24 protein-coding genes are annotated in these 25,873 nt (G+C 69.8%); 14 read left to right on the top strand and 10 right to left on the bottom strand.

The annotated features are described in order from the left end of the window. Positions 1–3: 3 nt before the first annotated feature. Genes ACFC14_RS05400 through ACFC14_RS05370 form a run of 7 tightly spaced genes read right to left on the bottom strand, consistent with a single transcriptional unit; the run spans position 4 to position 6,120 of the window. Positions 4–540 carry a 3-hydroxyanthranilate 3,4-dioxygenase gene (locus ACFC14_RS05400; RefSeq protein WP_136042498.1) on the bottom strand — a complete coding sequence of 179 codons (537 nt, stop codon included), beginning with the start codon at positions 538–540 and terminating at the stop codon, positions 4–6. Further along, positions 537–1,007, bottom strand: coding sequence for a RidA family protein (locus ACFC14_RS05395; RefSeq protein WP_136042497.1), 471 nt, complete (start codon positions 1,005–1,007; stop codon positions 537–539). Before ACFC14_RS05395 ends, ACFC14_RS05400 begins: the two co-directional genes overlap by 4 nt. Beyond that, complete coding sequence (locus tag ACFC14_RS05390; RefSeq protein WP_376101620.1) at positions 1,004–1,810, bottom strand: 2-keto-4-pentenoate hydratase; 807 nt, start codon at positions 1,808–1,810, stop codon at positions 1,004–1,006. The genes ACFC14_RS05395 and ACFC14_RS05390 overlap by 4 nt, the downstream gene beginning before the upstream one ends. Further along, a complete protein-coding gene (gene dmpG / locus ACFC14_RS05385) occupies positions 1,807–2,841 on the bottom strand; it encodes a 4-hydroxy-2-oxovalerate aldolase (RefSeq protein WP_376101618.1) in 1,035 nt (344 codons plus the stop codon). The genes ACFC14_RS05390 and dmpG overlap by 4 nt, the downstream gene beginning before the upstream one ends. Then, positions 2,838–3,776, bottom strand: a complete 939-nt coding sequence (locus ACFC14_RS05380; RefSeq protein WP_376101616.1) for an acetaldehyde dehydrogenase (acetylating) — start codon at positions 3,774–3,776, stop codon at positions 2,838–2,840. The genes dmpG and ACFC14_RS05380 overlap by 4 nt, the downstream gene beginning before the upstream one ends. After that, the gene (locus tag ACFC14_RS05375) at positions 3,773–4,615 is read right to left on the bottom strand and encodes a 2-keto-4-pentenoate hydratase (protein ID WP_376101615.1); all 843 of its coding nucleotides are present in this window, start codon (positions 4,613–4,615) and stop codon (positions 3,773–3,775) included. Before ACFC14_RS05375 ends, ACFC14_RS05380 begins: the two co-directional genes overlap by 4 nt. Then, complete coding sequence (locus tag ACFC14_RS05370; protein WP_376101613.1) at positions 4,612–6,120, bottom strand: 2-hydroxymuconic semialdehyde dehydrogenase; 1,509 nt, start codon at positions 6,118–6,120, stop codon at positions 4,612–4,614. Before ACFC14_RS05370 ends, ACFC14_RS05375 begins: the two co-directional genes overlap by 4 nt. A gap of 83 nt (positions 6,121–6,203) precedes the next feature. Between ACFC14_RS05370 and ACFC14_RS05365 the strand changes: the two genes are divergently transcribed. The 12 genes from ACFC14_RS05365 to ACFC14_RS05310 all read left to right on the top strand — a co-directional run bounded on the left by ACFC14_RS05365 (position 6,204) and on the right by ACFC14_RS05310 (position 20,381). Next, complete coding sequence (locus ACFC14_RS05365) at positions 6,204–7,172, top strand: LysR substrate-binding domain-containing protein (RefSeq protein ID WP_136042492.1); 969 nt, start codon at positions 6,204–6,206, stop codon at positions 7,170–7,172. A 123-nt stretch (positions 7,173–7,295) separates the two neighbouring features. After that, entirely contained in the window at positions 7,296–8,909 is a 1,614-nt protein-coding gene (locus tag ACFC14_RS05360; protein WP_376101611.1) for an LVIVD repeat-containing protein, read from the top strand. Between the two features lie 97 nt (positions 8,910–9,006). Next, a complete protein-coding gene (locus tag ACFC14_RS05355) occupies positions 9,007–10,497 on the top strand; it encodes a DHA2 family efflux MFS transporter permease subunit (RefSeq protein ID WP_376101609.1) in 1,491 nt (496 codons plus the stop codon). A gap of 56 nt (positions 10,498–10,553) precedes the next feature. After that, the gene (locus ACFC14_RS05350; protein WP_376101607.1) at positions 10,554–11,678 is read left to right on the top strand and encodes an ABC transporter ATP-binding protein; all 1,125 of its coding nucleotides are present in this window, start codon (positions 10,554–10,556) and stop codon (positions 11,676–11,678) included. A gap of 52 nt (positions 11,679–11,730) precedes the next feature. Continuing rightward, positions 11,731–12,891: an ABC transporter substrate-binding protein gene (locus ACFC14_RS05345; RefSeq protein WP_376101605.1), complete on the top strand. Its 1,161-nt coding sequence runs from the start codon at positions 11,731–11,733 to the stop codon at positions 12,889–12,891. 2 nt (positions 12,892–12,893) lie between these two features. Next, entirely contained in the window at positions 12,894–14,756 is a 1,863-nt protein-coding gene (locus tag ACFC14_RS05340) for an ABC transporter permease (RefSeq protein WP_376101604.1), read from the top strand. Positions 14,757–15,028: 272 nt separating this feature from the next. Continuing rightward, entirely contained in the window at positions 15,029–16,021 is a 993-nt protein-coding gene (locus ACFC14_RS05335) for a TIGR03557 family F420-dependent LLM class oxidoreductase (RefSeq protein ID WP_376101602.1), read from the top strand. After that, positions 16,018–16,848: a coenzyme F420-0:L-glutamate ligase gene (gene cofE, locus ACFC14_RS05330; RefSeq protein WP_376101600.1), complete on the top strand. Its 831-nt coding sequence runs from the start codon at positions 16,018–16,020 to the stop codon at positions 16,846–16,848. Before ACFC14_RS05335 ends, cofE begins: the two co-directional genes overlap by 4 nt. Continuing rightward, the gene (gene fgd / locus ACFC14_RS05325; RefSeq protein ID WP_376101598.1) at positions 16,845–17,870 is read left to right on the top strand and encodes a glucose-6-phosphate dehydrogenase (coenzyme-F420); all 1,026 of its coding nucleotides are present in this window, start codon (positions 16,845–16,847) and stop codon (positions 17,868–17,870) included. The genes cofE and fgd overlap by 4 nt, the downstream gene beginning before the upstream one ends. 9 nt (positions 17,871–17,879) lie before the next feature. After that, a complete protein-coding gene (gene cofC, locus ACFC14_RS05320) occupies positions 17,880–18,551 on the top strand; it encodes a 2-phospho-L-lactate guanylyltransferase (protein ID WP_376101596.1) in 672 nt (223 codons plus the stop codon). After that, positions 18,548–19,732, top strand: coding sequence for a 2-phospho-L-lactate transferase (gene cofD / locus ACFC14_RS05315; RefSeq protein WP_376101595.1), 1,185 nt, complete (start codon positions 18,548–18,550; stop codon positions 19,730–19,732). Before cofC ends, cofD begins: the two co-directional genes overlap by 4 nt. A gap of 181 nt (positions 19,733–19,913) precedes the next feature. After that, a complete protein-coding gene (locus ACFC14_RS05310; RefSeq protein WP_376101593.1) occupies positions 19,914–20,381 on the top strand; it encodes a hypothetical protein in 468 nt (155 codons plus the stop codon). A gap of 28 nt (positions 20,382–20,409) precedes the next feature. Here ACFC14_RS05310 and ACFC14_RS05305 read toward each other — a convergent pair whose 3' ends face one another. The 3 genes from ACFC14_RS05305 to ACFC14_RS05295 are packed head-to-tail and all read right to left on the bottom strand — an operon-like array spanning position 20,410 to position 23,272. Then, positions 20,410–21,225, bottom strand: coding sequence for an ABC transporter ATP-binding protein (locus tag ACFC14_RS05305; RefSeq protein ID WP_376101591.1), 816 nt, complete (start codon positions 21,223–21,225; stop codon positions 20,410–20,412). Next, a complete protein-coding gene (locus ACFC14_RS05300) occupies positions 21,222–22,295 on the bottom strand; it encodes a putative F420-0 ABC transporter permease subunit (protein ID WP_376101590.1) in 1,074 nt (357 codons plus the stop codon). Before ACFC14_RS05300 ends, ACFC14_RS05305 begins: the two co-directional genes overlap by 4 nt. Continuing rightward, on the bottom strand, positions 22,292–23,272 hold the full coding sequence (locus ACFC14_RS05295) for a putative F420-0 ABC transporter substrate-binding protein (RefSeq protein ID WP_376101588.1): 981 nt from the start codon (positions 23,270–23,272) through the stop codon (positions 22,292–22,294). The genes ACFC14_RS05300 and ACFC14_RS05295 overlap by 4 nt, the downstream gene beginning before the upstream one ends. A 231-nt stretch (positions 23,273–23,503) precedes the next feature. Here ACFC14_RS05295 and ACFC14_RS05290 point away from each other — a divergent pair, with 231 nt between their 5' ends. Both ACFC14_RS05290 and ACFC14_RS05285 read left to right on the top strand, forming a co-directional pair. Next, positions 23,504–24,469: an alpha/beta hydrolase gene (locus ACFC14_RS05290; RefSeq protein WP_376101586.1), complete on the top strand. Its 966-nt coding sequence runs from the start codon at positions 23,504–23,506 to the stop codon at positions 24,467–24,469. Next, on the top strand, positions 24,466–25,872 hold the full coding sequence (locus ACFC14_RS05285) for a dihydroorotase family protein (RefSeq protein ID WP_376101584.1): 1,407 nt from the start codon (positions 24,466–24,468) through the stop codon (positions 25,870–25,872). The genes ACFC14_RS05290 and ACFC14_RS05285 overlap by 4 nt, the downstream gene beginning before the upstream one ends. Position 25,873: the final 1 nt, after the last annotated feature.

Below are 25,873 nucleotides of genomic sequence, written 5' to 3'. Positions count from 1 at the left end.
GCTTCAGCCCTTGCCGGGATGGACGGCGCCGCACTCCGGGCAGGTGCGCCCCTCTTCGCTCTCGTAGAAATCGCGGAACACCGGCGGCAGGTCCTCGACGATGTCACGCACCTGCAGCTCGACCTCGTGCACCTTGGCGTTGCAGTTCGGGCAGAACCAGGCGAACTTCTCGAGCGTCCCCTCTTCGCGGATGCGCTCGATCACGATGCCGATCGAACCCTCTTCGGGTCGCTGCGGCGAGTGGAAGACGTTGCCGGGCAGCAGCCACATCTCGCCCTCGCGGATGTCGATGCGCCGCAGGCCCTCGGGCGTCTGGATGTTCACGTGCATGTTGCCGCGGTACTGGTAGAACCACTCCTCGTACGGGTCGAAGTGGAAGTCGGTGCGCTGGTTCGGGCCGCCGACGACCTGCACGATGAAGTCGCCCATCGGCGTCCAGGCGGCCTTGTTGTTGACCGGCGGCTTCAGGAGGTGCTCGTTCTCCTTGATCCATGCGGGGAAATCGATCACGGGTGGGATGACGGGTGTGGTGGTGCTCATTTCTCCTCCTCGAGAGTGGCAGCGGTGTTGTGGTCGGTGGTGGTTACGGGTTCGGGGCGTCGCGCGATCGCCTGGATCTCGATGCGCAGGTGCGGATGCGGCAGGGCGTGCACGGCGACCGTGGTGCGGGCCGGGCCCTGCTCGTCGAAGTACTCGGCCCAGACGGCGTTGTACTCGGCGAAGTCGTTCATGTCGACGAGGAAGCTCGTCGCCTGCACGAGGTCGTCGAGCGTGCAGCCGGCGGCGGCCAGCACCTCGCGGATGTTCTCGATGACCGCGCGGGTCTGCACGGCGACATCGAGGCGGGTGGCCCCGAACTCATCGGCCTCGGCGCCGGCGATGGTGTTGTCGGGGCGCCTGCTCGAGGTTCCGGAGACGAAGACCAGGTCGCCGGAGACCTTGACGTGCGGGAAACGACCTCGCGGGGTCGCCTTGCCCTCGACGAGGATGCCGCCTGACCCGGTCATCGTGATCCCTCCTGCGCGAGGCTGTGAGCCCCGTCGCGCGTACGGATGCCGACGCGGCCGAGTCCCGTGATGGTCGCCTCGACGACGCCGTGGTCGGGCAGGGGGACGGCGGCGGTCGCGGCGCCGGCGAGCAGCACCGTGCCGGCGCGCAGCGTGAATCCGTGGCGGGCGGCGAGTCGTGCGGCGGCGGCGATGGCACGGCCGGGGTTGCCGAGGATCGCGGCGGTCGATCCCGTGGCACTCACCCTGCCGTCGACCTCGAGCCGCACGGCCCTGTTGTCGAGGGCACCGGCCTGCGGGAACGGGGTCCACGGACCGATGACGTACGCGGCGGCTGAGGTGTTGTCGGCCACGACGTCGGCGAGGCTGAAGCGGAAGTCGCGGTACCGCGAGTCGATGATCTCCAGCGCGGGAGCGACCGCGGCGACGACCTCTGCCAGCGGACGATCGGACTCGGGCCCGTCGATGTCGGCCGCCAGGAGGTAGGCGACCTCGGGCTCGATGCGCGGGTGGATGGCAGACCGGCGGTCGAACTCTGCTCCGTCGTCGAGGCGCATGGCATCGGTGAGGGTGCCCATGATCACGTCGTGCACGCCCATCTGCTGCGCCTTCGCCTGGCTCGTGAAGCCGAGCTTGAGACCCGTGATGCGCTCGCCGCGGGCGAGTCGGCGGGCGATCAGAGCGTGCTGCGTGGCGTAGGCGGTGTCGAGGCCGACGTCTTCGGTCGAGGAGAGTTGGCTGATCGGGCTCGCGGTGCGCTGCGCGGTGTCGAGCGCGGCGGCGAACACGGCATCCGCGGTCATGAGGTCACCCCCGAGCGGGCGGCGACGAGGTCGAGGGCCACGTCGACGATCATGTCTTCCTGGCCGCCCACCATCCGGCGGCGACCGAGCTCCACGAGGATGTCGCGGGCGTCGAGACCGTGCTTCTCGGCCGCGCGCTCGGCGTGCAGCAGGAAGCTCGAGTACACCCCCGCGTAGCCGAGCGTGAGGGTCTCACGGTCGACGCGGACGGGGCGGCGCTGCAGCGGACGAACCAGCTCTTCCGCCGCATCCTGCAGCGCGAACAGGTCGCAGCCGTGCTCCCAGCCGAGCAGGTCGGCCACCGCGATGAACGCCTCGATCGGGCAGTTGCCCGCCCCGGCGCCCTGTCCTGCGAGCGAGGCGTCGACCCGGTACACGCCGTGCTCGACGGCGGTGACGCTGTTGGCCACGCTCAGCGAGAGGTTCTCGTGCGCGTGGATGCCGATCTGCGTGCCCGGATCGAGCACGTCGCGGTAGGCGTCGACGCGGTCGGCGACGTCGCGCATCGTGAGACGCCCGCCCGAGTCGGTGACGTACACGCAGTGCGCGCCGGCCGTCTCCATGATCTTCGCCTGCTCGGCGAGCCCGCCCGGATCGTTGAGGTGACTCATCATCAGGAACCCCGAGACGTCCATGCCGTGCTCGCGCGCCCAGGTGATGTGCTGGATCGCGACGTCGGCCTCGGTGCAGTGCGTCGCGACCCGGACGCTCGCGACACCGAGGTCACGGGCCCGGGCGAGGTCGTCGATCGTGCCGATGCCGGGCAGGATCAGGGTGGTCAGGACGGCGCGGTCGAGCACCTCGGCCGCCGCTTCGATCCACTGCCAGTCTGTGTGCGCGCCCTGGCCGTAGGCGACGCTGGACCCGCCGAGGCCGTCGCCGTGCGCGACCTCGATGGCATCGACCCCCGCGGTTTCGAGAGCTCGGGCGATGTCACGCACCTGTTCGGTCGTGTAGCCGTGGCCGATGGCGTGCATGCCGTCGCGGAGGGTGACGTCTTGCACGTACACACGGGGAGATGAGGCGGTCATGCGGGAACCCCTGTCCGTTCGGCGACGAGTCGCTCGGCCGTGCGCAGGGCGGCCGAGGTCATGATGTCGAGATTGCCCGCGTACTCCGGAAGATAGTGCCCGGCGCCGGCCACCTCCAGCAGCACGCTCACGCGCGTGCCGCGGAACGGGCGGTCGAGCGCCGGCACGTAGGCCTCGTCGACCGCGTCGAACTGCACCTGCTGCTTGAGGCGGTAGCCCCCGACGTAGGCCTGCACGTCGGCGACCATGTCGGCCACCGAGGCGGTGACCGCATCGCGGTCCAGCGCAGCGGGGTCGCCCTCGACCAGGCAGAAGACGGTGTCGCGCATGATGAGCGGCGGGTCGGCGGGGTTGAGCACGATGATCGCCTTGCCGTGGTCGGCGCCGCCGATCACCTCCAGCGCGCGGGCGGTGGTCTCGGTGAACTCGTCGATGTTGGCTCTGGTGCCCGGACCGGCCGACTTCGACGCGATCGACGCGACGATCTCGGCGTAGGCCACCGGGGCGACGCGCGACACCGCGGCCACCATCGGCACCGTGGCCTGGCCACCGCACGTCACCATGTTCACGTTCGTCGCACCGAGGTGCGCCTCGAGGTTCACGACCGGCACGACGTAGGGGCCGATGGCCGCGGGGGTCAGGTCGACCATCACTCGTCCGGCGTTGCGCACGAGCGCGTCGTTGCGGGCGTGGGCGCCGGCCGAGGTCGCGTCGAACACCAGCTCGACATCGGCGAACTCGGGCATCGCGATGAGTCCGTCCACGCCCTCGTGAGTGGTGGCGACACCGAGTCGGCGTGCACGGGCGAGCCCGTCGGACTGCTCGTCGATGCCGGCCATCGCGACCACATGCAGCGTGGTCGAGAGCCGCTTGACCTTGATGAGCAGATCGGTGCCGATGTTTCCCGAGCCGATGATGGCGATGCCGACGGTCATGCCGCAGCCCCTTCCGATGACGTGCTCGATGCTGTTCCGGATGCCGCACCGAAGAAGTCGGCGCGCACCTCGCCGAGCCCGTCGAGCCGGGCGCGGTACACCCCGGCGGCCGCATCGACCATGGGGCCGAGCGCGCCGGAGAGGATGACCTCGCCCGCGCGCAGGGGTTCTCCGCGCCGGGCGACCTCGCGTGCCAGCCAGGCCACCGCGATCACCGGGCTCCCGAGGCACGCGGCCCCTGATCCCGTCGAGACCGGGTGGCCCTCGCGGTCGAGGGTCATGCCGAGCGCGGTCAGGTCGAACCCATCGAGGCGTCGCGGCGTGGTGCCGAGCACGACCGCCCCGCTGGAGGCGTTGTCGGCGATGGTGTCGGTGATGCGGATGTCCCACCCGGCCACGCGGGAGTCGACGACCTCGATCGCGGGGAGCACGAACTCCGTGGCCCGGATCACATCGGCGACGTGCGTGGTGGGGGAGTCGAGGTCGCGGCCCAGCACGAACGCGACCTCGGCCTCGGCCCGCGGCTGCAGGAAGCGCGCGAGGTCGATCGGCTCACGGTCGGCGAACATCATGTCGTCGAGCAGCACGCCGTAGTCGGGGCTGTCCACGCCGAGCTGCGTCTGCACGGCGGGCGAGGTGAGGCCGATCTTGCGGCCGACGACCCGGCGGCCCCCTTCGAGGCGCCGGGCGATGCCGAGCGACTGCACCGCGTACGCGGCATCTTGATCCGTCTCGCCGAGGAGGTCGCGCACCGGGGTGCACGGGCGCCCGGATTCGGCCGCGAGCCGCAGCCGCTCGTCCGCCGCACGGACAGCATCCGAATCGTGGATGCCGGTCACAGCTGCACGCACACGTTCGTCGGCTCGGTGTAGAACTCGAGCGAGTGGTGCCCGCCCTCGCGGCCGATGCCGGAGAGGCCGACGCCGCCGAAGGGGCTGCGCAGGTCGCGCAGATACCAGGTGTTGACCCACGACATACCCGTGCGCATCTGCTGCGCCACGCGGTGTCCGCGGGTGAGGTCGGTGGTCCAGGTGACGGCGGCGAGGCCGTAGTCGGTGTCGTTCGCCAGCGCGATCGCCTCCTCCTCGGTGTCGAAGGGGATGAGAGCGGCGACCGGACCGAACACCTCTTCACGCACGGTGCGGTGGCTGTTGTCGAGGCCCGTCCACAGGGTCGGTTCGATCCACGATCCGCCGTCGAGTCCGTCGCCGAGGGTCGGGATGCCACCGCCGGCGAGCACGGTCGCGCCCTCGGCGACGGCGAGGTCGAAGTAGGAGCGCACCTTGTCGCGGTGCGCCTGCGAGATGAGGGGGCCGGTGGTCGTGGCCGGATCCTCGGGGCGACCCAGACGCAGGCGGGAGGCGTGCTCGGCGAGGCCGGCCGCGACATCGTCGAAGACCGCACGCTGCACATAGATGCGCTCGGTGCACAGGCACACCTGGCCGGTGTTGAGGTAGGTGGAGCGGGCGAGACCGGCGACGGCGGCGTCGAGGTCGGCATCCGCGAACACGACAGCGGCGTTCTTGCCGCCGAGCTCGAACGAGACGGGGCGCACGCGGGGCGAGACCGCCCGCATGATGGCGGATCCGGTGGACGATTCTCCGGTGAAGGTGACGCCGTCGATGCCCGGGTGCTTCGTGAGCGCCTCGCCGGCGGAGTCGGCGCCGAAGCCGTGCACGACGTTCACGACCCCGGCGGGGACGCCGGCCTCGGCCAGGATCTCGGCGAGCAGTGTGGCCGACGACGGCGTCTCCTCCGAGGGCTTGATCACGACCGTGTTGCCGGTGGCGAGAGCCGGGGCGAGCTTCCACGTGAGCAGCAGCAGCGGGAGGTTCCACGGCACGATCACGGCGACGACCCCGAGCGGCTTGCGCACCGCGTAGTTCAGGGCGCGACGCCCGTCCGGCAGCTCGGTCAGGAAGGAGTCGAGTCCGGCCGACGAGACCGTGTCGGCGAAGGAGCGGAAGTTCGCGGCGGCCCGCGCCACATCGAGGTCGCGGGCGAGGGCTTCGGGCTTGCCCGTGTCGCCGACCTCTGCCGCGACGAGCTCTTCGGCGCGGCGGTCGATCGCATCGGCCACCCCGCGCAGCAGACGGGCGCGCTCGGCCACCGTCATCCGTCCCCAGGGTCCGTCGAACGCCGCACGGGCAGCGGCCACGGCGCGGTCGACCTGCTCGGTGCCGGCTTCGTGCACCTCGGCGATGATCGCGCCGTCGACCGGGCTGATCTTCTGGAAGGTGGCGACGCCCTCCACGCGCTCGCCGGCGATCATGTTGTGGATCGCGCGCGGCGCCCGTCCCGCCTCGGCGGCACGGAGGGGAGGCGTCATCGTCTCGGAAGGCATGGGCTCAGGCTAGGAAGGTTCGAGGGATGCCGACAAATACTCTCTTGATGCACTGCCATGCCCATACGGCTATAGTCCGGATCATGGTCACCGATCGACTGCTCGACGGACGGGTCAAGATCCGTCACCTCGTCCTCGTCACCGCCATCGCCGACGAAGGCACCCTGGTGCGCGCCGCCGAGTCGCTGCACATCACCCAGCCCGTGGTCACCCGCGGCCTCCGCGAGGTCGAGGAGGTGCTGGGCGTGCCGCTGTTCGAACGGCTGCCCCGCGGGGTCAGGCCGACGCAGTACGGGCACTCGTTCATCGAGCGCGCCCGCTCCGTGCTCGCCGAGCTGCGCGCCGCCGGGGAGGAGGTGCGGCTGCTGCAGTCGGGGCAGCTCGGCACCGTCACGGTCGGCACCCACCTCGCCGGCTCGAACCTGCTGCTGCCGCGGGCCATCGCCGCGCTGAAGGCCGAGTATCCGCGGCTGACCGTCGTCGTTCGCGAGGGCACGCCCGACACCCTGCAACAGCTGCTGCTCGCCGGCGACCTCGACCTCACGGTCGGGCGCCTGTCGCCCACCGTGCCGGTGCGGCTCGAGCAGGAGCGCCTTCACCAGGAGCCGATCCGCCTGGTCGCGCGAGCCGGGCATCCGGTGCTCGGCGGCATCAAGGCCAACTCGCTCGCCGAGCTGATCTCGTATCCGTGGATCTTCCCTGTCGCCCAGACGGCCCTGCGCGCCGAGCTCGAGGCCGTCTTCTTCCACGAGGGGCTGCCGTTGCCGCCTGACCGTGTCGAGTGCACCTCGATGCTGACGCTGCGGACCCTGCTCATCTCGACCGACGTGATCGCGGCCCTGCCGATGTTCATCGCCGTCGACGACCGCGAGCTGCGGATCCTGCCCACTCCGCTGAGTTCCATCCGCCGTTCGGTCGGTGTGACGGTGCCGAAGGACCGGGCGCCCTCACCCGCCGCATCTGCGCTGCTGGCCCATCTGCGCGAAGAGGGTGCACGTCTCGCCGAACTCGAGCGCGAGTATGCGCAGACGGAGCCGCGCTTCGCCGGCTGATATGTCCGAATGGTCATAGCTCTGACCCGTATGGATATTGGACAGCATCGCTCCCGCAGGGTGAACCTGATGAGACGACACGACGTCGTGACGATCTCACCCGATTCAGCCAATGGAGGCGACATGGCCGGCTCTCCCTACGTGCCCGATGCGAAGAAGTACCGCCCGGAGGATTTCCAGCGCGTCGAGGATGAACCGGCTGATCCCGATTCCTCCACCTGGGGCATGCAGCCCGACGGCACCTTCCTGCCGCCGGAGCACACGCCGTCGGTGCCGCGCGACGTCTTCGTCGACTGGCCCGGCCAGCTCGACTACCGCGACCCCGAGACGTACTCGCTCAACGCGACCGCCGAGGCGTTCTACCCGATCGTGGTGAACACCAGCCACTCCTGGCAGTGCATCTACGACTGGGACGGCCGCCGCCTCATGCTGCACTACGGCGGCGGCAACCACTGGAAGCTCTACGACATCACCGACCCGCGCGACCTCGCCATCGTCGACGAGGAGCAGTGGGGCTGGGACGACCCTCGCCCGCAGTTCGGCGCCACCACGGTGCAGTGGAACCAGAAGCTCGGCAAGCACATCGCGATCCAGGCGAGCGAGACCCCGCGGTACTTCCTCAAGGGACGCGTCGCCAACAAGTGGATCGACGACACCGTCGAGGGGCAGCTCAAGGAGTGGGAGGGCCTGCGCGGCTTCCGCACCTGGGAGATGAACGGCCCGAGCCCGCGCGACTGGACCCTCATCACCGAGGTCTCGACCGACCCGAATCACGGGCCGGACGAGATCCAGGAGGGCAACGGCGTGCTCGACCTGCCGGTCTACTACGGAGACAAGTACCTCTTCGTGGCGACCGCGCCCGACAACACCTTCACCAACCAGCCGTACAAGACCACGCTGTGGACGGCGGGGCACGCCGCCTACGACGTGTCGGACCCCGCGAAGCCCGAACTGCTCTCGAACTGGTGGGTGCCCGGCTCCCGCGCCGGCGAGGAGGCGGACTCCGAGTACCTCGCCGACAACGAGCGCTGGAACAACAAGACCTCGTGGTTCGGTTCGCGCATGGGCATCTTCATGCCGCGCTCGGTCGAGTCCGGGTGGAAGTACGGCTACGCCGCCCAGGGTGGTCAGGGCTTCTTCGTGCTCGACGTGTCGGATCCCACGAACATCCACCACGTCGGCTGGTGCCACCTCCCGGTCAGCGTCGCCGGCACCGAGGGCGACAACGTCGACACCACCCAGGTCGAGGAGACGGGCTACGTCTACGTCTCGGGCTACCCGATGAACACCGACTGCTACGAGCCGGCCAAGGAGATCTACCAGATCGATGTGAGCGACCCGACGAACCCGCGGGTCGTTCGCACGCTGCCTCGCCCGACGCCGCCGGCAGAGGCTGCGTTCACCGACTGGGCGCAGCGCCGCGGGTCGTTCGGCCCCAAGCGCTCGGGCTACTTCACCAACACGGGCACACCGCACGGCGGAGTGATCCCCTACGCGTTCTACGCGGCGGGGCTGCAGATCTTCGACGTGCGCGACCCGGAGCACCCGAAGGTGGGTGCGTACTTCGTGCCGCCGATGGGGCTCAAGGACGACGATGACCTCGCCGCACCCGTGCACGGCATCTTCGTCGAGTGGGACCGCAACGTGATCTGGCTCTTCGCCAACCACGGCATCTACGCGGTCTCGACCCCCCTGCTGGGCGAGCTCGTCACCGGCATCCCCGCTGCAGGCTCCTGACCGCTTCCCGGAAACTCCGGTGTCCGTCCTCCACATCAGGGGCTGAGTGGACGGACACCGGCTCCCGACCCGCGACGATCCCTCCCGAAAGAGATCCATGAACCAGAACGTCCGACCGTGGCCGGCCCTGTGGGCGCTGTGCATCGGCTTCTTCATGATCCTCGTCGACACGACGATCGTGGCGATCGCCAACCCGGTCATCCTCGCTGCCTTCGACGCCGACCTCACCACGGTCATCTGGGTCACCAGTGCCTACCTGCTCGCCTATGCGGTCCCGCTGCTGGTGACCGGCCGGCTCGGTGACCGGTTCGGCCCCAAGCGGGTCTATCTCGTGGGCCTCGTGGTGTTCACCGTCGCCTCGCTGGCGTGCGGGTTGGCCGGCAGCATCGAGATGCTCATCGCGGCGCGGGCCGTGCAGGGCTTCGGTGCCGCGCTGATGACGCCGCAGACGATGGCGATCATCGCGCGGGTCTTCCCGCCGCGCGGTCGAGGTCAGGCCATGGGGGCGTGGGGCGCGGTCGGCGGACTGGCGACGCTCGTCGGTCCGATCCTCGGCGGCGTGCTCACCGACACGGTCGGCTGGGAGTGGATCTTCTTCGTCAACGTGCCCGTCGGGATCGTCGCCTTCGTCGTCGCCTGGCGTCTGGTTCCTAACCTCGAGGGGCATCCGCACCGCTTCGACGGCATCGGCGTCGCCCTGTCCGGACTCGGACTGTTCCTGCTGGTGTTCGGCATCCAGGAGGGCGAGGTCTACGACTGGGGTGTGATCCTCGGCCCGATCACGGTGTGGGGCGTGATCGTCACCGGCGTCGTGCTGCTGGTGCTCTTCGTGCTGTGGCAGCGCTTCAATCGTGCCGAGCCGCTCATGCCGCTCGCGCTCTTCCGCGACCGCAACTTCTCGGTCGCGAACGCCACGATCTTCCTCGTCGGTGTCGGCATCACCGCGATGCCCGTGCCGCTCGCCTTCTACTTCCAGGTCGCCCGGGGCCTCGACCCGACGCTCGCAGCGCTGATGCTCGCGCCGATGGCGGTCGTCTCGGGCGCGCTCGGGCCGTTCGTCGGCAAGCTGAGCGACCGGATCGGCCCGCGCTGGGTGACCTTCGCGGCCTTCGTCATCTCGGCCGCGGCCATGGTCTGGTACGCGGCGACCATGACCCTCGATGCTCCGTTCTGGCTCCTGCTGCTGCCCTCTGCCCTGCTGGGTGTGGGCGTCTCCGGGATGTTCGGCCCGCTCGCGTCGACGGCCACGCGGAACCTCCCGCACACGCAGGCGGGAGCGGGATCGGGCGTCTACTCGACGACCAGGCAGATGGGGTCGGTGATCGGATCGGCTCTGCTGGCCGTGCTGATGAACGTGACGCTCGCCGCGCACATCACCGGTTTCGTCCCCGGCGCGATCCACCCGGGAACCGAGCTGACGGCCGAGGACGGCAGCGGACTCGCCGCGGCCATGTCGCAGTCGCTGCTCCTTTCGGCCATCGCCTTCGCGGTGTGCGCGATCGTCGTGGTGTTCTTCGAGAAGCCGCGGCCCTGGGGCGCACCGGCCGCCCCGCAGACGGTGAGCTCGGTCGTGAGAGAGGGACGATGATGACGGCACTCGCAGTGGATCCAACATCCAGAACCAGGAAGCAGGAGAAGGCTCCCATGACCGAGAGATCCGGAGGCGGCCGACTCGTCGTCGACGCCCTGAAGAAGGATTACGAGCTCGACGGCGCCGCCGTCCCCGTGGTCAAGGACGTCACCTTCACGATCGAGCCGGGGACGTTCTACTCGCTCCTCGGACCGTCGGGGTGCGGCAAGACGACGACGCTGCGCTGTGTCGCCGGGCTCGAGCGGAGCAACGGCGGGGTCATCTCGCTCGACGGCACCGTGCTCTCGACGGGCACCGAGCACGTGTCTCCTGACAAGCGCGACATCGGCATGGTGTTCCAGAACTACGCGATCTGGCCGCACATGACCGTGTTCGCCAACGCGATCTTCCCGCTGCAGGTCGCGGGCTCGAAGCTGCCGAAGCAGGAGGCGCGAAAGCGGGCGATGGAGGCGCTGGAGCTGGTGCAGCTCGACCACCTCGCGCAGCGTCCGGCCACCGCGCTGTCGGGCGGCCAGCAGCAGCGGCTCGCACTCGCCCGGGCCCTTGCTCACCGCCCGCGGCTGCTGCTGCTCGACGAGCCGCTGTCGAACCTCGACGCCAAGCTGCGCGACACCATGCGCAACGAGCTGCGGAGCCTGCAGCGCACCCTCGGCATCAGCGCCCTGTACGTGACGCACGACCAGTCCGAGGCGCTGTCGATGTCCGACCGCGTAGCCGTCATGAACGGCGGGCGCATCGTGCAGGAGGCCACGCCTCGCGAGCTCTACGACCAGCCGGCCGACCGCTTCGTGGCGAACTTCGTCGGCCGCGCGAACATGATCCCCGCCGTGGTGATCGAGCGCGACGGCGCCGGCGACGCGGTGGTCGAGGCCCTGGGCACCCGGCTGCAGACGCCCGTGCCCGACGGCGTCTCCGCGGGCGACGAGGTCACGCTGACCTTCCGTCCCGAGACCGTGCGCTGGCACGAGACCGACGTCGAGCGCCCCAACGTGCTCCCCGTGCGCATCGTGCGGGTGGAGTTCCTCGGCGAGATCGTCGAGTACGAGGCCGAGGTGCTCACCGAGGGTGAGTCCGTCGCCACGATCGTCGGCCGCGGCGCACCGCTAGCGACACCCCCCGAGGGCGGCAGGGTCTTCCTCGAACTGGTCCCGCACGCCTGCCGCGTGCTGGGCGCCTGATCCGCACCACACCCGCAATCACACACCTGATGTCAGAGAGGACATTCAGATCATGAAGAGAACACTGGGAGCTATCGCCGTCACGGCGACGTTCGCGCTCGCCCTGACCGGCTGCGGCACGCAGAGCGAGGCCGCATCCGGCGACAGCGCGCTCAAGGGCGATGCCGCCTCGGCAGTCTGCGACGCCGTCGAAGTCGGCGCGATCACCCGCTGCGAGAACTTCTACGACGACTATTGGCCCGAGATCGACAAGCAGCTCGACGCCCTCTACGAAGAGGCGAAGAAGGCCGACGACGGCACGCTGGTCATCTGGGACTGGTACGAGCTGTCGCCGGATGTCATCGCACAGTTCAACGAGCGCTTCCCCGACATCAAGGTCGAGACCCGCGGTCTGACCTACAACCTCTCGTCGGCGATCATCTCGGCCAAGGCCACGGGATCGCGCAACACCGACGTGGTGTCCGGCTCGATCACCTCGATGGCCGCGATGTACGACGAGGGCTTCTGGGAGAAGGTCGACTGGGCGAGCTTCGGCGTGCCGGAGGAGTACCTCACCATCGGCGCCCCCGAGCTCATGCCCGACAGCATCAACGGCACTCTCATCCAGTACAACACCGAGAAGGTGGATGCCGTTCCGGAGACGCTCGACGGTCTGCTCGCGCCCGAGTACAAGGACAAGGTCTCGGTCGCCGGCTACAACGCGGTGGTCTTCGCCGGGTACGGCATGGCCGAGGGTGAAGACAAGATGGTCGACCTGATCGACGAGCTGATGTCTTCGGGCAACCTGAAGCTGCTGGAGGACCAGGGTGCCCCGCTGTCGAGCGGAGACGTGCCCATCGCGCTGAACCAGACGCTGTTCAACCCGAACCCGGCGCTGCAGGTCTCGCCGTTCGAGCACGCGGGGGTCTGGGCGCAGTTCTCCGGCGTCAACTCCGACGGGAAGAACAAGCCCGGTGCCGCATTGTGGACGCTGTGGAACGCGTTCGACCCCGACTGGATCAGCCTCCGCATGACGGACGAGCGCTTCGCCAGCACGCAGGTGCCGTTCGCCGGGCTCCCCGCCGAGACGTTCGCCGAGTCCACCGGACTCATGAAGACGAACTCCGACGCGCTGCTGCTCGGCCTCGAAAGCGGTGCCGAGACCGAGACGCAGGCCACTCGTGACGACTGGCAGGCCATGATCAACGCCGCCGACAAGGCGCTGAACGGATAACCATGTTCAAGGCAGGACGGACCACGGGGCGAAAGCGCCCCACCTCGATGACGATCGCCATGGTCGTCTCGGGCGCGGTCATCTTCATCCTTCTCGCGGTACCGCTGATCGTCCAGGTGATCACCGCGTTCCGTGGTCCGTTCCTGCCCTTCGGCGTCTCATCGGCCCAGTGGGGTGTCGAGAACTTCGTCACCCTGTGGCAGCTGCGCGAGGACTTCTGGGGCGTGCTCGGCGCCACCGGCGCCTTCGTCGGCGGATCCACGCTGCTCACACTCCTGATGGCGTTCGGTCTCGCGTGGGTCACCGTGCGGACGGATGCGCCGTGGCGTCGCCTCATCTCGGTGCTGGTGATCGTGCCGTACATCATCCCGCCGATCGTGAAGGCGCAGGCCTACCTGCTGATGTTGTCGCCGGAGTCGGGCGTGCTCAACCAGATGCTGCGGCTGCTGCCCTTCGCGAGCGACGTGCCGATCGATCCCTACGCGTTCCCGACCATGATCTTCATCCAGGCGCTCACGAACGTCACGTTCCCGTACCTGATGATCGTGCCCATCCTGACGAACATGGACGGCTCGCTCGAGGAGTCGGCGCGGGTGTCGGGGGCTTCCTGGCCGCAGACCCTGCGTCGGGTGACCCTGCCGATGCTGTGGCCGGGCCTGCTCGGGGTGACCGTGCTCACCTTCATCCTGGGCCTCGGCAGTCTCGAGGTGCCGCTGTTGTTCGGCCAGGAGTCGGGACGCGACATCTTCGCCCTCAAACTCTGGACGCTCATCAGCTCCAACGCGGGCGAGCTGCCGCAGTACGGGCTGGCCGCCGCGTGGGGACTGGTGTTCCTCGTGATCACGACCATCGCGTTCGCGGTCTATCTGCGGGCGACCCGCAACGCCGAGCGCAGAGCGTCGGTGTCGGGCAAGGGCTTCCGGCCCTCGACCATGCGGATGGGGCCGTGGAAGATCCCGGTCATGGTGCTGGTCGCCGTGTTCGTGCTGCTCACCGGCATCCTTCCGCTGCTCGCCCTGCTGTGGGCGGCGATCACGCCCTATCCCGTGGCGTTCTCGATCGACGCGCTGCTGGGCAACACCGACTTCGGGGCGTTCGGCACGGTGCTCACCGACCCGGAGTTCTGGGTGTCGCTCGGACGCACGGTCATCATCGCGGGCGGCAGCGCCACGATCGCCGTCGTCTTCGCCACCGTGCTCGCCTACGGCATCGCGCGCAGCAAGAAGACCTGGTGGGTGAAGGCGATGGACCTGTTCGCCTCGTCGTCGGTCGCGATCCCCGCGACCATCGCCGGCTTCGCGATGTTCCTCACCTTCATGGTGATCAACCCGTACATCCCGATCGCGGGCACGTTGCTGGCGCTCGTCATCGCGTACTCGTACCGGGTGTCGATCGCCTACCGCTCCTCGTACAGCGCCACGCTGCAGATCCGGCCCGAGCTGGAGGAGGCGGCTCTCACCAGCGGAGCCAGCCGTTTCGAGGGGTTCCGCCGCATCATCGCGCCGCTGCTGATGCCGACGGTGATGGCCGTGTGGATCCAGATGTTCATCCTCGGCACCAACGAGTTCACCCTCCCGGCGTTCCTGGCCACCCCGTCGTCGCGTCCGCTGTCGATGTACATCTACGCGATGATCAACCCGCGATCCGCGCAGCTGTACGCGCCGGATCAGGGGGCCGCGATGGCGCTGATCTTCACGCTGATGGTGTTCGCGATCGGCTACGGCCTGCAGTGGGCGCTGTCGCGTCGGGCGATCGGCCGGGCGCGGAAGCCCGTCGCCGCCGGTCTCCCCGACCTCGCCGCCGCCGCTCCCGCTCCCGCCGATTCCGCGACGGTGACCCTGGCGGTGCAGCGGCAGAAGCGCTGATTCCCGTCCCGTCCCCGCCCGCGCCCGCCTCCGAACGCCTCCCTCCGCCTCCCTCCGCCTCCGCCCGCCTCCGCCCCAGGCGGCGAGTGCACGGCTTCTCGTCGAGTGCACGGCTTCTCGAGGCGAAGAACCCGTGCACTCGGCAGGGTGCCGTGCACTCGGCGGACCTGGAGGGGGGAGCGAGGGGGAGGAGGGGGAGAGTGCGTCTCTTGACTTTTGGATCCAGTATCCATTCAATAGGAACAGCAGGAAGAGGACGGTGAGGAGGCGACATGCACATCGGGTACGCCGCGATGCTCGAGCAGGTCGAGCCGACCGCCGTGATCGGAAACTGCGTCCTCGCCGAGGCGCACGGGTTCCGCGGGATCATGGCCACCGACCACTTCCAGCCCTGGCTTCCTCGCCACCGCAACGCCGCCCACGTCTGGACGATGCTCGGCGCGATCGGTGCGCACACCACCGGCGACCTCGGCCCCGGAGTCACCACGCCGGGCTTCCGCACGCACCCGGCCGTCGTCGCGCAGGCCGCGGCGACCCTGGCGACGCTCTACCCCGGGCGCACCTGGCTCGGCGTCGGATCGGGCGAGGCGCTGAACGAGCACATCGTCGGCGACTACTGGCCCGAGCCCGCCGAGCGCATCGACCGAATGTTCGAGGCGGTCGACCTGATCCGCAAGCTCTTCACCGCGTCGCTCGCGGGTCGTGACACCCGCCACCGCGGCGAGCACTTCCGCATGGAGTCCACCCGCCTCTGGACGATGCCGCCCACCGCCCCTCCCGTCTACGTCGCCACCGCCGGCCCCGCCACCGCGCGCCGTGCGGGCCGCAACGCCGACGGCCTGATCACGACCTCCGCCGAAGTCGAGCGCCTCGCGCCGCTGCTCGCCCGGTTCGCCGAAGGCGCGCGCGAGGCGGGCCATGATCCCGAGGCTCTTCCGAAGGTCTTGCAGCTGCGCCTCTCCTGGGCGCCGACCGAGGAGCAGGCGCTCGAGAACGCACTCACCGAGTGGCCGGTCGCCGGACTCCGGATGCGCCGCGGCGACGTGCGCTCGCCGTACGACTTCGAGCAGCTCGTGCGCGGAGTGACGGCCGACGACATGCGGGCGTCGATGCTCATCTCCGCCGACCCCGACGCGCATCGCGCACAGATCCAGCGCTACGCCGACCTCGGCTTCACCCGCATCTATCTGCACAACGTCGGCCCCGACCAGCGGCAGTTCCTCGAGGTCTTCGGCCGCGATGTGCTCCCGAAGGTGCACGCATGAACGCCCCTGCCATCAGCGTCTTCGCCCTCACCGGCATGGGCGAGGTGCAGCCGGGCGACGACCTCGTGGCCCTGATCCTGGCGACCGGCGTGGAGCTCGCCCACGGCGACATCCTCGTCGTCACCTCGAAGATCGTCTCCAAAGCCGAGGGTCGCTACGTGCAGGCCTCCGACCGCGAGGAGGCGATCACCGCCGAGACCGTGCGCCTCGTCGCCTCCCGCACCTTCGACGGGCACACCATGCGCATCGTCGAGAACCGCCTCGGCATGGTCGCCGCGGCCGCCGGGGTCGACGCCAGCAACACCCCCGACGGCTGGGTGCTGCTGCTGCCCGAAGACCCCGACCGGTCGGCGCGTGCGCTCGCCGCAGGCCTGCGTGCGGCCACGGGGGCCGAGGTGGGTGTGATCCTCAGCGACACCCTCGGCCGCCCCTGGCGCGAAGGGCAGACCGACGTGGCGATCGGCGGTGGAGGCGTGCGCATGATCGCCGATCTCCGCGGCACGACCGACCAGGCGGGCAAGGTGCTCAGCGTCACGACCCCGTGCGTCGCGGATGAGCTCGCCGCGGCAGCAGACCTCGTCAAGGGCAAGGCCAGCGGCAACCCCGTGGCCGTGGTGCGCGGGCGCGCCGACCTCGTCGGGCCCCTCGACCTCCCGGGTGCCTCGAGCATCGTGCGCTCCTCGGAGCGCGACCTCTTCTGGCTGGGAACGGCCGAAGCCCTCGACCAGGGCTACCGCGACGGCTACGCGGCCGCCCTGACCGACCTCAGAGAACACGAACAGCAAGAACCCGGCAAGCCGGAACATGAACAGAAGGATGCGACATGACACTGACCCTCGGATACAAGGCCAGCGCGGAGCAGTTCGACCCGCGGGAGCTCGTCGAGATCTCGGTCGCGGCCGAGGCGCACGGCATGCAGTCGGTGTTCGCCAGCGACCACTTCCAGCCCTGGCGCCACACCGGCGGACATGCCCCGTTCTCGCTCACCTGGATGGCGGCGGTCGGCGAGCGCACGTCGAGCATCCGCATCGGCACCTCGGTGCTGACCCCGACCTTCCGCTACAACCCGGCCGTGCTCGCGCAGGCGTTCGCGAGCCTGGGCTGCCTGTACCAGGACCGCATCATCCTCGGAGTCGGATCCGGTGAGGCGCTGAACGAGATCGCGACCGGCTTCCGTGGCGCGGGCGAGCAGGAGTGGCCCGAGTTCAAGGAGCGCTATGCGCGGCTGCGCGAATCGGTGCGGCTGATGCGGGCGCTGTGGTCGGGCGACCGCGTGAACTTCGACGGCGAGTACTACTCGACGCACGACGCCTCGATCTACGACCGCCCCGAGGGTGGCATCCCGATCTACATCGCCGCGGGTGGACCGATGGTGGCGCGCTACGCCGGCCGCGCGGGCGACGGCTTCATCTGCACCTCGGGCAAGGGGCAGGAACTCTACGTCGACCAGCTGCTCCCCGCCGTGAAGGAGGGGCTGGAGCAGTCGGAGCGCTCGTTCGACACGTACGACCGGATGATCGAGATCAAGCTGTCGTACGAGGAGACCCGGGAGGCGGCGCTGGAGAACACCCGCTTCTGGTCGCCGCTGTCGCTCTCGAAGGAGCAGAAGCACGACATCACCGATCCGGTCGAGATGGAGAAGGCCGCCGATGCGCTGCCGCTGGAGACCATTGCGAAGCGGTGGATCGTCGGGAACGACCCGGATGCCGTGGCCGCCGAGATCCAACAGTACATCGACTGGGGCTTCAACCACCTCGTCTTCCACGCGCCCGGGCACGACCAGCGCCGCTTCCTGCAGCTATTCGAGCGCGACATCGCGCCCCGGCTGCGCGATACGGCCCGCGGCTAGGCGTCCGACATGATCCGGGGTTCGGGGGTCGGGGTGCCGCTGCCGGGTGCGCCGGTGCGGGAATGGGTCGTGGTGATCCCGGTGAAGCGCGCCGAGATCGGCAAGTCGCGGCTGCGGATCCCGGGCGTGGATCGCGAACCCCTCGCCCGCGCGATCGCGCTCGACACGGTCGAAGCCGCAGCCGCGTGCGAGCGGGTCGCCCAGGTAATCGTGGTGACGAGAGATGAGGTCACGGCGACCGCGCTGCGGCTGCTGCCCCGGGTGCGTCTGGTGCGCGACCGCAGCGAGGGTCTCACTGCGGCGATCGAGCAGGGAGTAGGAGCGGCACCGGGTGACCGGCCGCGAGCGGTGCTGCTCGGCGACCTTCCCGCGCTACGTCCGGACGAGCTCGCCAGGGCGCTCGCGTTCGCCTCGTCGCATCCGCGGGCGTTCGTGCCGGATGCGGAGGGGACCGGCACGGTGCTCGCCACCGCGCGCGCGGGTTTCGACCTGCGCACCTGCTTCGGCGGAGATTCGGCGGCCGCCCATCGCGCCGCCGGATTCACCGAGGTCGGTCTTCCGGTGCTGAGCGGACTGCGTCGTGACCTCGACCGCGCCGAGCATCTCCGTGACGCGCGTCGCGCCGGTCTGGGCCCCCGCACCTCCGCGCTCGTCGACCGGCCCCTGGTCCTCGCCTCATGACGGCGACCGATACCCCTCGGGTCGTCGTGCTCGCGGGCGGCGTGGGCGGGTCGAAGTTCGTCGTCGGGGTGCGCGAAGCCGCGCGTCGACGGTGGCCGGATGCCGCGGGTGGCACCCGCGCCGAGATCACGGTGATCGCCAACACCGGTGACGACCTGTGGTTGAGCGGCCTGCGGCTGCAGCCCGACGTCGATTCGATGATCTATGCGCTCGCCGGAGTGAACGACACCGAGCGCGGCTGGGGGCGCACGGGGGAGTCGGAGCGCGTGGCCGCCGAACTGCACGCCTGGGGTGCGGGATGGCCGTGGTTCACGCTCGGCGACCTCGACCTGGGCGCGCACATCGCGCGCACGGGCTGGCTGCGCGATGGCGCCTCGGTCACCGAGGTCGTCGCCCGGCTCGCGTCGCGCTGGCCGCTCGGGGTGCGGCTGCTGCCCATGACGGATGCCGAGGTCGACACGCACGTGACGACCGAGCGCGGCCGCATGCACTTCCAGGAGTGGTGGACCCGGCACCGGGCATCGCTTCCGGCGCAGAGCTTCGACTGGCCGGGCATCGAGCGATCCACGCCGGCACCCGGCGTGCTCGAAGCGATCGGGGCGGCCGACGTCATTCTCTTCGCGCCGTCGAATCCGATGGTCTCGATCGGCCCGATCCTCACCGTGCCCGGCATCGCCGACGCGGTCCGTGCGGCATCCGGAACCGTGGTCGGGGTGTCGCCGATCATCGCGGGCGCTCCGGTGCGCGGCATGGCCGACGCCTGCCTTGCCGCCGTCGGGATCCCCGCCACGGCGGATGCGGTCGGCCGACACTACGGTGCGCGTGCCGCCCGGAGCCTGTTCGACGCCCGCGGCACAACTTCGGAGATCGCGGCCGACGGCACAACTTCGGAGATCGCGGCCGACACGCCGCGGCATCCGTCCGACCTCCGGGGTGTCGAGCCCGATCTCCGAAGTTGTGCTCGGGAAGGGGGTGTCGAGCCCGATCTCCGAAGTTGTGCTCGGGAGGTCGGGGCGGGCGGTCTGCTCGACGCCTGGCTCATCGGCGAGGAGGATGCGGCGCTCGCCGGGGTGCTCGAAGGGGAAGGGCTCTGTGCGCCGGTGCGTCCGCTGTGGATGCGCGACCTCGACACCTCGGCGCGTCTGGCCGCGGATGCCCTCGAGGTCGGACTCCCCGCCTGACCGGTTCACAAGGGCCGGGTCCGCCGCGCGAGCCTCCGATAGGCCAAAGGTCGTAGACCGCCGCGCGAAGACTGGACGAAGGTTTTCGGCCTTTCGACGTAATGACCGGACCACTCCCGCCGTCTCTCCCCGTGAGGGAATGTTCGGCCGAAAGGGGGCCGGGCAGGAGGGGGAGTGAATCGTGAAGGATCGACGCCGCGTGGATCGGCTGTTCGAAGAGCTGGAGGCCGAGTGCGGCACCAGCGTGGAGTGCCTCGCCGACCGGGTGTCGGCGCTGACCGGCATGGACATCGAGATCGAGGTCCTCGATGAAACAGAGTGGACGACGGTCGCGCCGTTCACCCTCGCCGAGGGCGATCGCGTGCGGATACCCGTGCGCGGTTCCGACCCGCGATGGTTTCGGCTGCACGCCGTCACCCATGAGCTCGCGCACGTGCTCTGCGGGCACGCGCGATGCGAGACCCTGCCGATGACCTTCGACCAGCTGCGGACTCCGGCCCGGTCTTGCGCGCTCGCCGGTGTCAGCGGAGGGTCGGGTGCTCTCCCTCCCGAGCTCTCCGAGGCCGAGGCCGACCACGAGGCCGAGGCCGAAGCGCTCTCGCTGCGGCTGAGCGCGTTCGTCCGCGCGCCGAGCCTGGCGCACGCCTAGTTCCGCTCCGCGGACCTGCCTGAGCCGCTCAGCGACCCGGCGTCGGAGCCATCGCGGCGTCGAAGACGATCAGCGGTCGATCACTCCCCGGACGCGTGAGCACCTCCGCGTCGACACGCCACACGCGGGCGATGAGCTCGCGTGTCAGCACATCCTGCGGCAGACCAGCCGCCTGCACGTGTCCCTCTGCGACCACCACGACCCGGTCGGCGAAGGCCGCGGCGTGATTGAGGTCGTGCAGCGCGGCGAATATGGTCATCCCCTCGTGGGCGAGGGAGCGCAGCAGCACGAGTGCGTCGAGCTGCGCCCGGATGTCGAGGTGGTTCGTCGGTTCGTCGCACAGCAGCAGTGACGGACGCTGAGCCAACGCCCGCGCGAGGTTCACGCGCTGGCGCTCGCCGCCGGACAGGGTCGCGGCGTCACGGTCGGCGAACTCGAGCGCACCGGCGCGCGTCAGGGCCGCGTCCGAGGCGGCGGCATCCGCCGCCTCGCCCTCGAATGACAGCCACCCGCGGTGCGGGAGCAGCCCGAGGTCGACGATGTCGCGACCGGTCATGCCCTCGGCCGCCGACCACTCCTGCTCCACCAGCGCCACCCGCTGCGCACGTTCGCGTCGCCGCATCGCAGAGAGGGAGACACCGTCGAGCGCGAGGCTCTCGACCTCGCCGCGCAGCGTGCCCGCGATCAGACGCAGCAGTGTGCTCTTGCCCGAGCCGTTGGGGCCGAGCAGCGCGGTCACAGCGCCGCCGGGAGCCGCGATGTGCATGCCGTCGATGATCAGCCGGTCGCCGTGACCGAACCGGATGCAGCGGGCGTCGAGGCCGCTTCCCCGCATACCGGTCATGCGCGGCTCTTCCGCATGCGCAGCATCAGCAGCGCGAACACGGGCCCGCCGATCAGGGCCGTGACGATGCCGACCGGCAGCTCGCGGGGCTCGAACACGGTGCGGGCGATGGTGTCGGCCCAGATGAGGAACACCGCCCCGGCGAGGAACGAGACCGGCAGCAGTGCGCGATGCCGGGCGCCGACGACCGCGCGGACGGCGTGCGGCAGGATCAGGCCGACGAAGCCGATCGAGCCGCTGACGGCGACGAGGGCTCCGGTCAGCAGCGCCGTGCACACGAAGAGCAGCACCCGCAGGCGCGTGACCGGGATCCCGAGCGCCTCGGCCGCGGTGTCGCCGAGCACGAGGCTGTCGAGCGGGCGGGCCGAGGCGAGCAGCGGGACCGCGCACACGACCACGGCGACCCCGGCGAGAGCGGCATCCGCCCAGTCCGCACCGCCGAGCGAACCGAGCAGCCAGGCGAGGATCTCGCGGTAGCTGTCGTTCGTCGCACTCCAGAAGATCACGAGGCTCGTCAGCGCGGCGAGCACGGCCGACACGGCGAGACCGGCGAGCACCACGGCGGTCGGTCCCGCAGAACCGGCCGCGCGGGCCAGACCGAGCGTCAACACGAGGGCGAGCAGGGCACCGGCGAACGCGGCGAACGGCAGCGCCACCGCGGCGCCCAGGACGATCACGATCACCGCGCCCGTGGATGCGCCCGATGAGAGCCCGAGCAGATACGGATCGGCGAGCGGGTTGCGGGTGAGCGCCTGCATCACGGCACCGCACAGGGCCAGACCACCACCGACGGCGGCGGCGGTGAGCACCCGGGGCACCCGGCCCTCCCAGATGATCGCGTCGCGGATCGGGGTGAGCCCGCTGGTGGCGCCCGACACATGCGACCACACACTCGCCACGAGTTCGGCGGGCGTGATGTCAGCCGGTCCGATCGCGACCGCCGCGACGACGCTGCCGGTCAGCACGAGCAGCAGCACCGCGATCGCCGAGACCGTGCGCCGCCGTCGCGGGTGGGTGGTCGATGCCGCCGCGACCGGGATCGCCGCCCGCAACGGGACGGTGACGCTCACTGCTCTCCGAGCTGGGTCACGATCGACTCCACGGCGTCGACGTTGCGGATGCCGGCCTCGGTCGCGGGGAAGTCGACGATCACGAACCGTTCGTTCTTCACGGCGTCGAGCTGCGACGTGACCGGGTTCGACGTGAGCAGCGCGATCTTGGATTCCGCCGTGTTCCACGCGGCATCCACCAGCACGATCACGTCGGGGTCGGCTTCGGCGATCAGCTCCCACGAACTCGACGTCCAGGTGTCATGCACGTCGGCGAACACGTTGTCGAGCCCGGCGGTCGACATGATCATCTGCGGTGCCCCGATGCCGGCGCCGACGAAGGGCTGATCCGTGCCCGACGAGTACCAGACGGCGGTGAGGCCGCGGTCGTCGGGGGTGATCGCGTCGAGGGCCGCGCGCTGTTCCTCGACCAGCGCGGCCGCGGCCTCCTCCTCGCCGAGCAGCTCTCCGGCCTCGGTGAAGCCGTCGAAGACCGTGTCGAAAGTGAGGGGATCGGGCATGTACCCCGCGGCCTTGCACGCGGCGGGCGCGACGTACGTGGTGATGCCCAGCGCCTCCAGGTCGGCACGCTCGCCGGCGCCGTCGACCGAGAAGTTCGACTCCCAGCCGGCGAACACCAGGTCCGGTTCGAGTTCGAGCACGGCCTCCTTCGACGGCACCTTGTCGGAGACGACGTCGATGTCCTCGGCACCCGCCGCGAGATCGTCGGGCAGCGGGCCGTCGGAGAAGGCGGAGCCGATGATCCGCTCGCCCGCGCCGAGCGCCAGGGCGAGTTCGAGCGTCGATGACTTGAGGGTGAGGATGCGCTGCGGTGCGGCATCGATGGACACCTCGGTGCCGCAGTTGTCGAGCACGACGGGTTTCGGATCTGCGGCAGCGGCGGGAGCGGCGGGAGTGGTGGCGCATCCGCTCAATCCGGCGGCGAGGAGGAGGGCGAGGGCGGGAGCGGCGCTGAGAGCGCGGGCGGTGGCGGGCATGGTTCTCCGGGAGACGAGGACGGGAAAGGGCGCAAGAGCGTGCACGTTCGCAGTCCAGGTCGGGACCACCGGCGTCGGCCAATCGGGTCGACGTGATGCGGTCATGCTAACGCGGATTCTGGATCCAAATCAATACTGGATTCTGGATCCAAAATAGGTCAAGATGAGAAACGCCCCACCGCAGCGGCACAGTTCGCCGATCGCGACGCCGCGTTCAGCCGAGAGGAACCCATGCAGACCACACCCGTCTCGTACTTCAGCGAGGGTCAGCGCATCTCCGCCGTGTGGCGCACCCCCGACCACGAGGGGCCGTATCGTGCGATCGTGCAGGGGCCCGGCTGGCTCGGGCTCAAGGACGCCAAGCTCTACGTCCGCTACCACGAGGCCCTCGTCGAGGCCGGCTTCGCCGTGCTCGTGATCGACTACCGCGGCTTCGGCGACTCCGAGGGTGACCGCGGCTACCTCTCGCCGGCCTGGCAGCTGCAGGACCTGGTGAACGCCGTGACCTACCTCACCACCCGCGACGACGTGATCGCCGACGCGATCGGCGTCTTCGGCACCGGCGGCACCGGAGGCGGCAATGCCGTGCTCCTCGCCGATGCCGACCCGCGCATCAAGGCCGCGGTCAGCCAGGTGCCCGTCGCCGACGGCGAGGACTGGCTGCACCGCATGCGCAGCGAGTACGAATGGCTCGACTTCCAGAACTCCCTCGCCGAAGACCGCCGTCTGCGCGTCACCACGGGGGAGGGGCGGATCGTGCACCCCCGCGAGGAGATCATGATCCCCACTGCTGAACGCCGTGCCACCAAGATCAAGGCCGATGTCGACGACCGCATCCCCACCGCCGTGCCGCTGGCGTGCGCCGAGGGCATCATCGCCTACCGGCCGATCGAAGCCGCCGCCCGCCTGACCACTCCGCTGCTCGTGATCGGCGTCGAGGGCGATGCGACCACCCCGACCGATCACGCCGAGGCGCTGTACGAGGCCGCGCGCGGGCCGAAGCAGCTCATCATGCAGCGGCACACCACCCACTACGCCGCGTACGACGCGTACTGGGAGCAGACCACCCCGGTGATCGTCGGCTGGTTCGAACAGTACGTGCGCCCGGCACATCTCATCCACCGCTCTTCGCCGTCGCCCGCGATCGGCGAGTCCGTCACCACCGAATCCGTTCAGAAGCAGGAGGTCGCGCCATGAGCGTTGATCTGAAGATCACCGGCGGCACCGTCGTCACCCCCGCAGGCCCGGTCCAAGCCGACCTGCTCGTCGCCGACGGCAAGGTCGCCGGCATCGTGGCCGCCGGCACCGAGATCACGGCCGAGCGCACGGTCGACGCCACCGGCAAGCTCGTGCTCCCCGGCATGGTCGACGTGCACGTGCACACCCGCGAACCCGGCTACGAGCACAAGGACGACATCTACACGACGAGCCTGCAGGCCGCGGCCGGAGGTGTCACCACGATGTTCGGGATGCCGAACCTCAAGCCGCCGACTACCGACGTCGCGACCTTGACCGACGTGTTCCACCGATACGAGGAATCGTCGATCGTCGACTGGAACCACAACCCCGCCCCGACCAAGTTCGACGAGATCGCCGGCATGAGCGAGATGGGCATCCGGGCCTACAAGATCTACATGGTCGTCGACACCGGCCGCGACTACCCGCACCCCTCCGGCACCGGCATCCACAACCACGGGCACCTGCTCGAGATCATGGATCACATCGCCCAGACCGGCAAGCGCTTCATCGTGCACCCGCACGACCAGGCGCTCATGGACTACATCGAGGGCGCCTACCTCGCCCGCGGCGAGAACACCCCGGAGGGCTACGCGTCTGCCTACGCCGCCCGCGAGGGGGTGATCTGGGACACCGCGATCGACGTCGTGCTGCGCCTCGCCGAGGCTTCGGGCTGCCCCGTGCACATCGCGCACATCCAGACCCGACGCTCGATCGAGGCCGTGCGCCGCGCCAAGCAGAACGGCATCGACGTGACCTGCGAGGTGAACCACTGGGCGCCGTTCCTGTCGACCTGGAACGACGTCGAGACCCTCGGGCCGTACGCGCTCAGCTACTGGGTGCCCGACGACAACCGCGCGGCCGTCTGGGAGGGCATGCGCGACGGGACGATCGACATCGCCGCCAGCGACCACGCCCCGCACACCCGCGAGGAGAAGGAGGTCGGCTGGACGCAGATGTGGAGCTCGCACACCGGCACCCCCGGCATCCAGTACTACTACGAGCTCATGCTCGACGCGGTGAACAAGGGCGAGCTCGACCTGCAGCGCGCGATCGACATGGTGGCCCACATCCCCGCCGCCAAGTTCGGCCTCGAAGGCGTCAAGGGCTCGCTCACGATCGGGGCGGATGCCGACATCGTCATCGCCGACCTCGCCGAGGAGTGGACCATCACGAACGACGGCGTGCTGTCGAAGATCGGCTGGACCCCCTACGACGGGCGCACGATCAGCGCCCGCATCCAGCGCACCCTCGTGCGCGGTGTCGACGTCTACGTCGGCGACGAGGTCGTCGGCGATCGCACATTCGGAAAGCTCGCCGCATCGGCGGAAGACAGGGCGGCATTCGCCGCGGAAGGGAACTGAC

Origin of the sequence: Microbacterium sp. NPDC055988 (assembly GCF_042269505.1) — a bacterium.
Classification (GTDB): Bacteria; Actinomycetota; Actinomycetes; order Actinomycetales; family Microbacteriaceae; genus Microbacterium.
Note: the sequence above shows the minus strand (reverse complement) of the source record. Positions and strands in the feature narration are given on the sequence as shown.

Bases quoted from the DNA above. Each gene is read 5' to 3' on its own strand.
- ACFC14_RS05400 (WP_136042498.1), bottom strand. From the start codon at position 540: ATGAGCACCACCACACCCGTCATCCCACCCGTGATCGATTTCCCCGCA.
- ACFC14_RS05395 (WP_136042497.1), bottom strand. From the start codon at position 1,007: ATGACCGGGTCAGGCGGCATCCTCGTCGAGGGCAAGGCGACCCCGCGA.
- ACFC14_RS05390 (WP_376101620.1), bottom strand. From the start codon at position 1,810: ATGACCGCGGATGCCGTGTTCGCCGCCGCGCTCGACACCGCGCAGCGC.
- dmpG (WP_376101618.1), bottom strand. From the start codon at position 2,841: ATGACCGCCTCATCTCCCCGTGTGTACGTGCAAGACGTCACCCTCCGC.
- ACFC14_RS05380 (WP_376101616.1), bottom strand. From the start codon at position 3,776: ATGACCGTCGGCATCGCCATCATCGGCTCGGGAAACATCGGCACCGAT.
- ACFC14_RS05370 (WP_376101613.1), bottom strand. From the start codon at position 6,120: ATGCCTTCCGAGACGATGACGCCTCCCCTCCGTGCCGCCGAGGCGGGA.
- ACFC14_RS05365 (WP_136042492.1), top strand. From the start codon at position 6,204: ATGGTCACCGATCGACTGCTCGACGGACGGGTCAAGATCCGTCACCTC.
- ACFC14_RS05360 (WP_376101611.1), top strand. From the start codon at position 7,296: ATGGCCGGCTCTCCCTACGTGCCCGATGCGAAGAAGTACCGCCCGGAG.
- ACFC14_RS05355 (WP_376101609.1), top strand. From the start codon at position 9,007: ATGAACCAGAACGTCCGACCGTGGCCGGCCCTGTGGGCGCTGTGCATC.
- ACFC14_RS05350 (WP_376101607.1), top strand. From the start codon at position 10,554: ATGACCGAGAGATCCGGAGGCGGCCGACTCGTCGTCGACGCCCTGAAG.
- ACFC14_RS05345 (WP_376101605.1), top strand. From the start codon at position 11,731: ATGAAGAGAACACTGGGAGCTATCGCCGTCACGGCGACGTTCGCGCTC.
- ACFC14_RS05340 (WP_376101604.1), top strand. From the start codon at position 12,894: ATGTTCAAGGCAGGACGGACCACGGGGCGAAAGCGCCCCACCTCGATG.
- ACFC14_RS05335 (WP_376101602.1), top strand. From the start codon at position 15,029: ATGCACATCGGGTACGCCGCGATGCTCGAGCAGGTCGAGCCGACCGCC.
- cofE (WP_376101600.1), top strand. From the start codon at position 16,018: ATGAACGCCCCTGCCATCAGCGTCTTCGCCCTCACCGGCATGGGCGAG.
- fgd (WP_376101598.1), top strand. From the start codon at position 16,845: ATGACACTGACCCTCGGATACAAGGCCAGCGCGGAGCAGTTCGACCCG.
- cofC (WP_376101596.1), top strand. From the start codon at position 17,880: ATGATCCGGGGTTCGGGGGTCGGGGTGCCGCTGCCGGGTGCGCCGGTG.
- cofD (WP_376101595.1), top strand. From the start codon at position 18,548: ATGACGGCGACCGATACCCCTCGGGTCGTCGTGCTCGCGGGCGGCGTG.
- ACFC14_RS05305 (WP_376101591.1), bottom strand. From the start codon at position 21,225: ATGACCGGTATGCGGGGAAGCGGCCTCGACGCCCGCTGCATCCGGTTC.
- ACFC14_RS05295 (WP_376101588.1), bottom strand. From the start codon at position 23,272: ATGCCCGCCACCGCCCGCGCTCTCAGCGCCGCTCCCGCCCTCGCCCTC.
- ACFC14_RS05290 (WP_376101586.1), top strand. From the start codon at position 23,504: ATGCAGACCACACCCGTCTCGTACTTCAGCGAGGGTCAGCGCATCTCC.
- ACFC14_RS05285 (WP_376101584.1), top strand. From the start codon at position 24,466: ATGAGCGTTGATCTGAAGATCACCGGCGGCACCGTCGTCACCCCCGCA.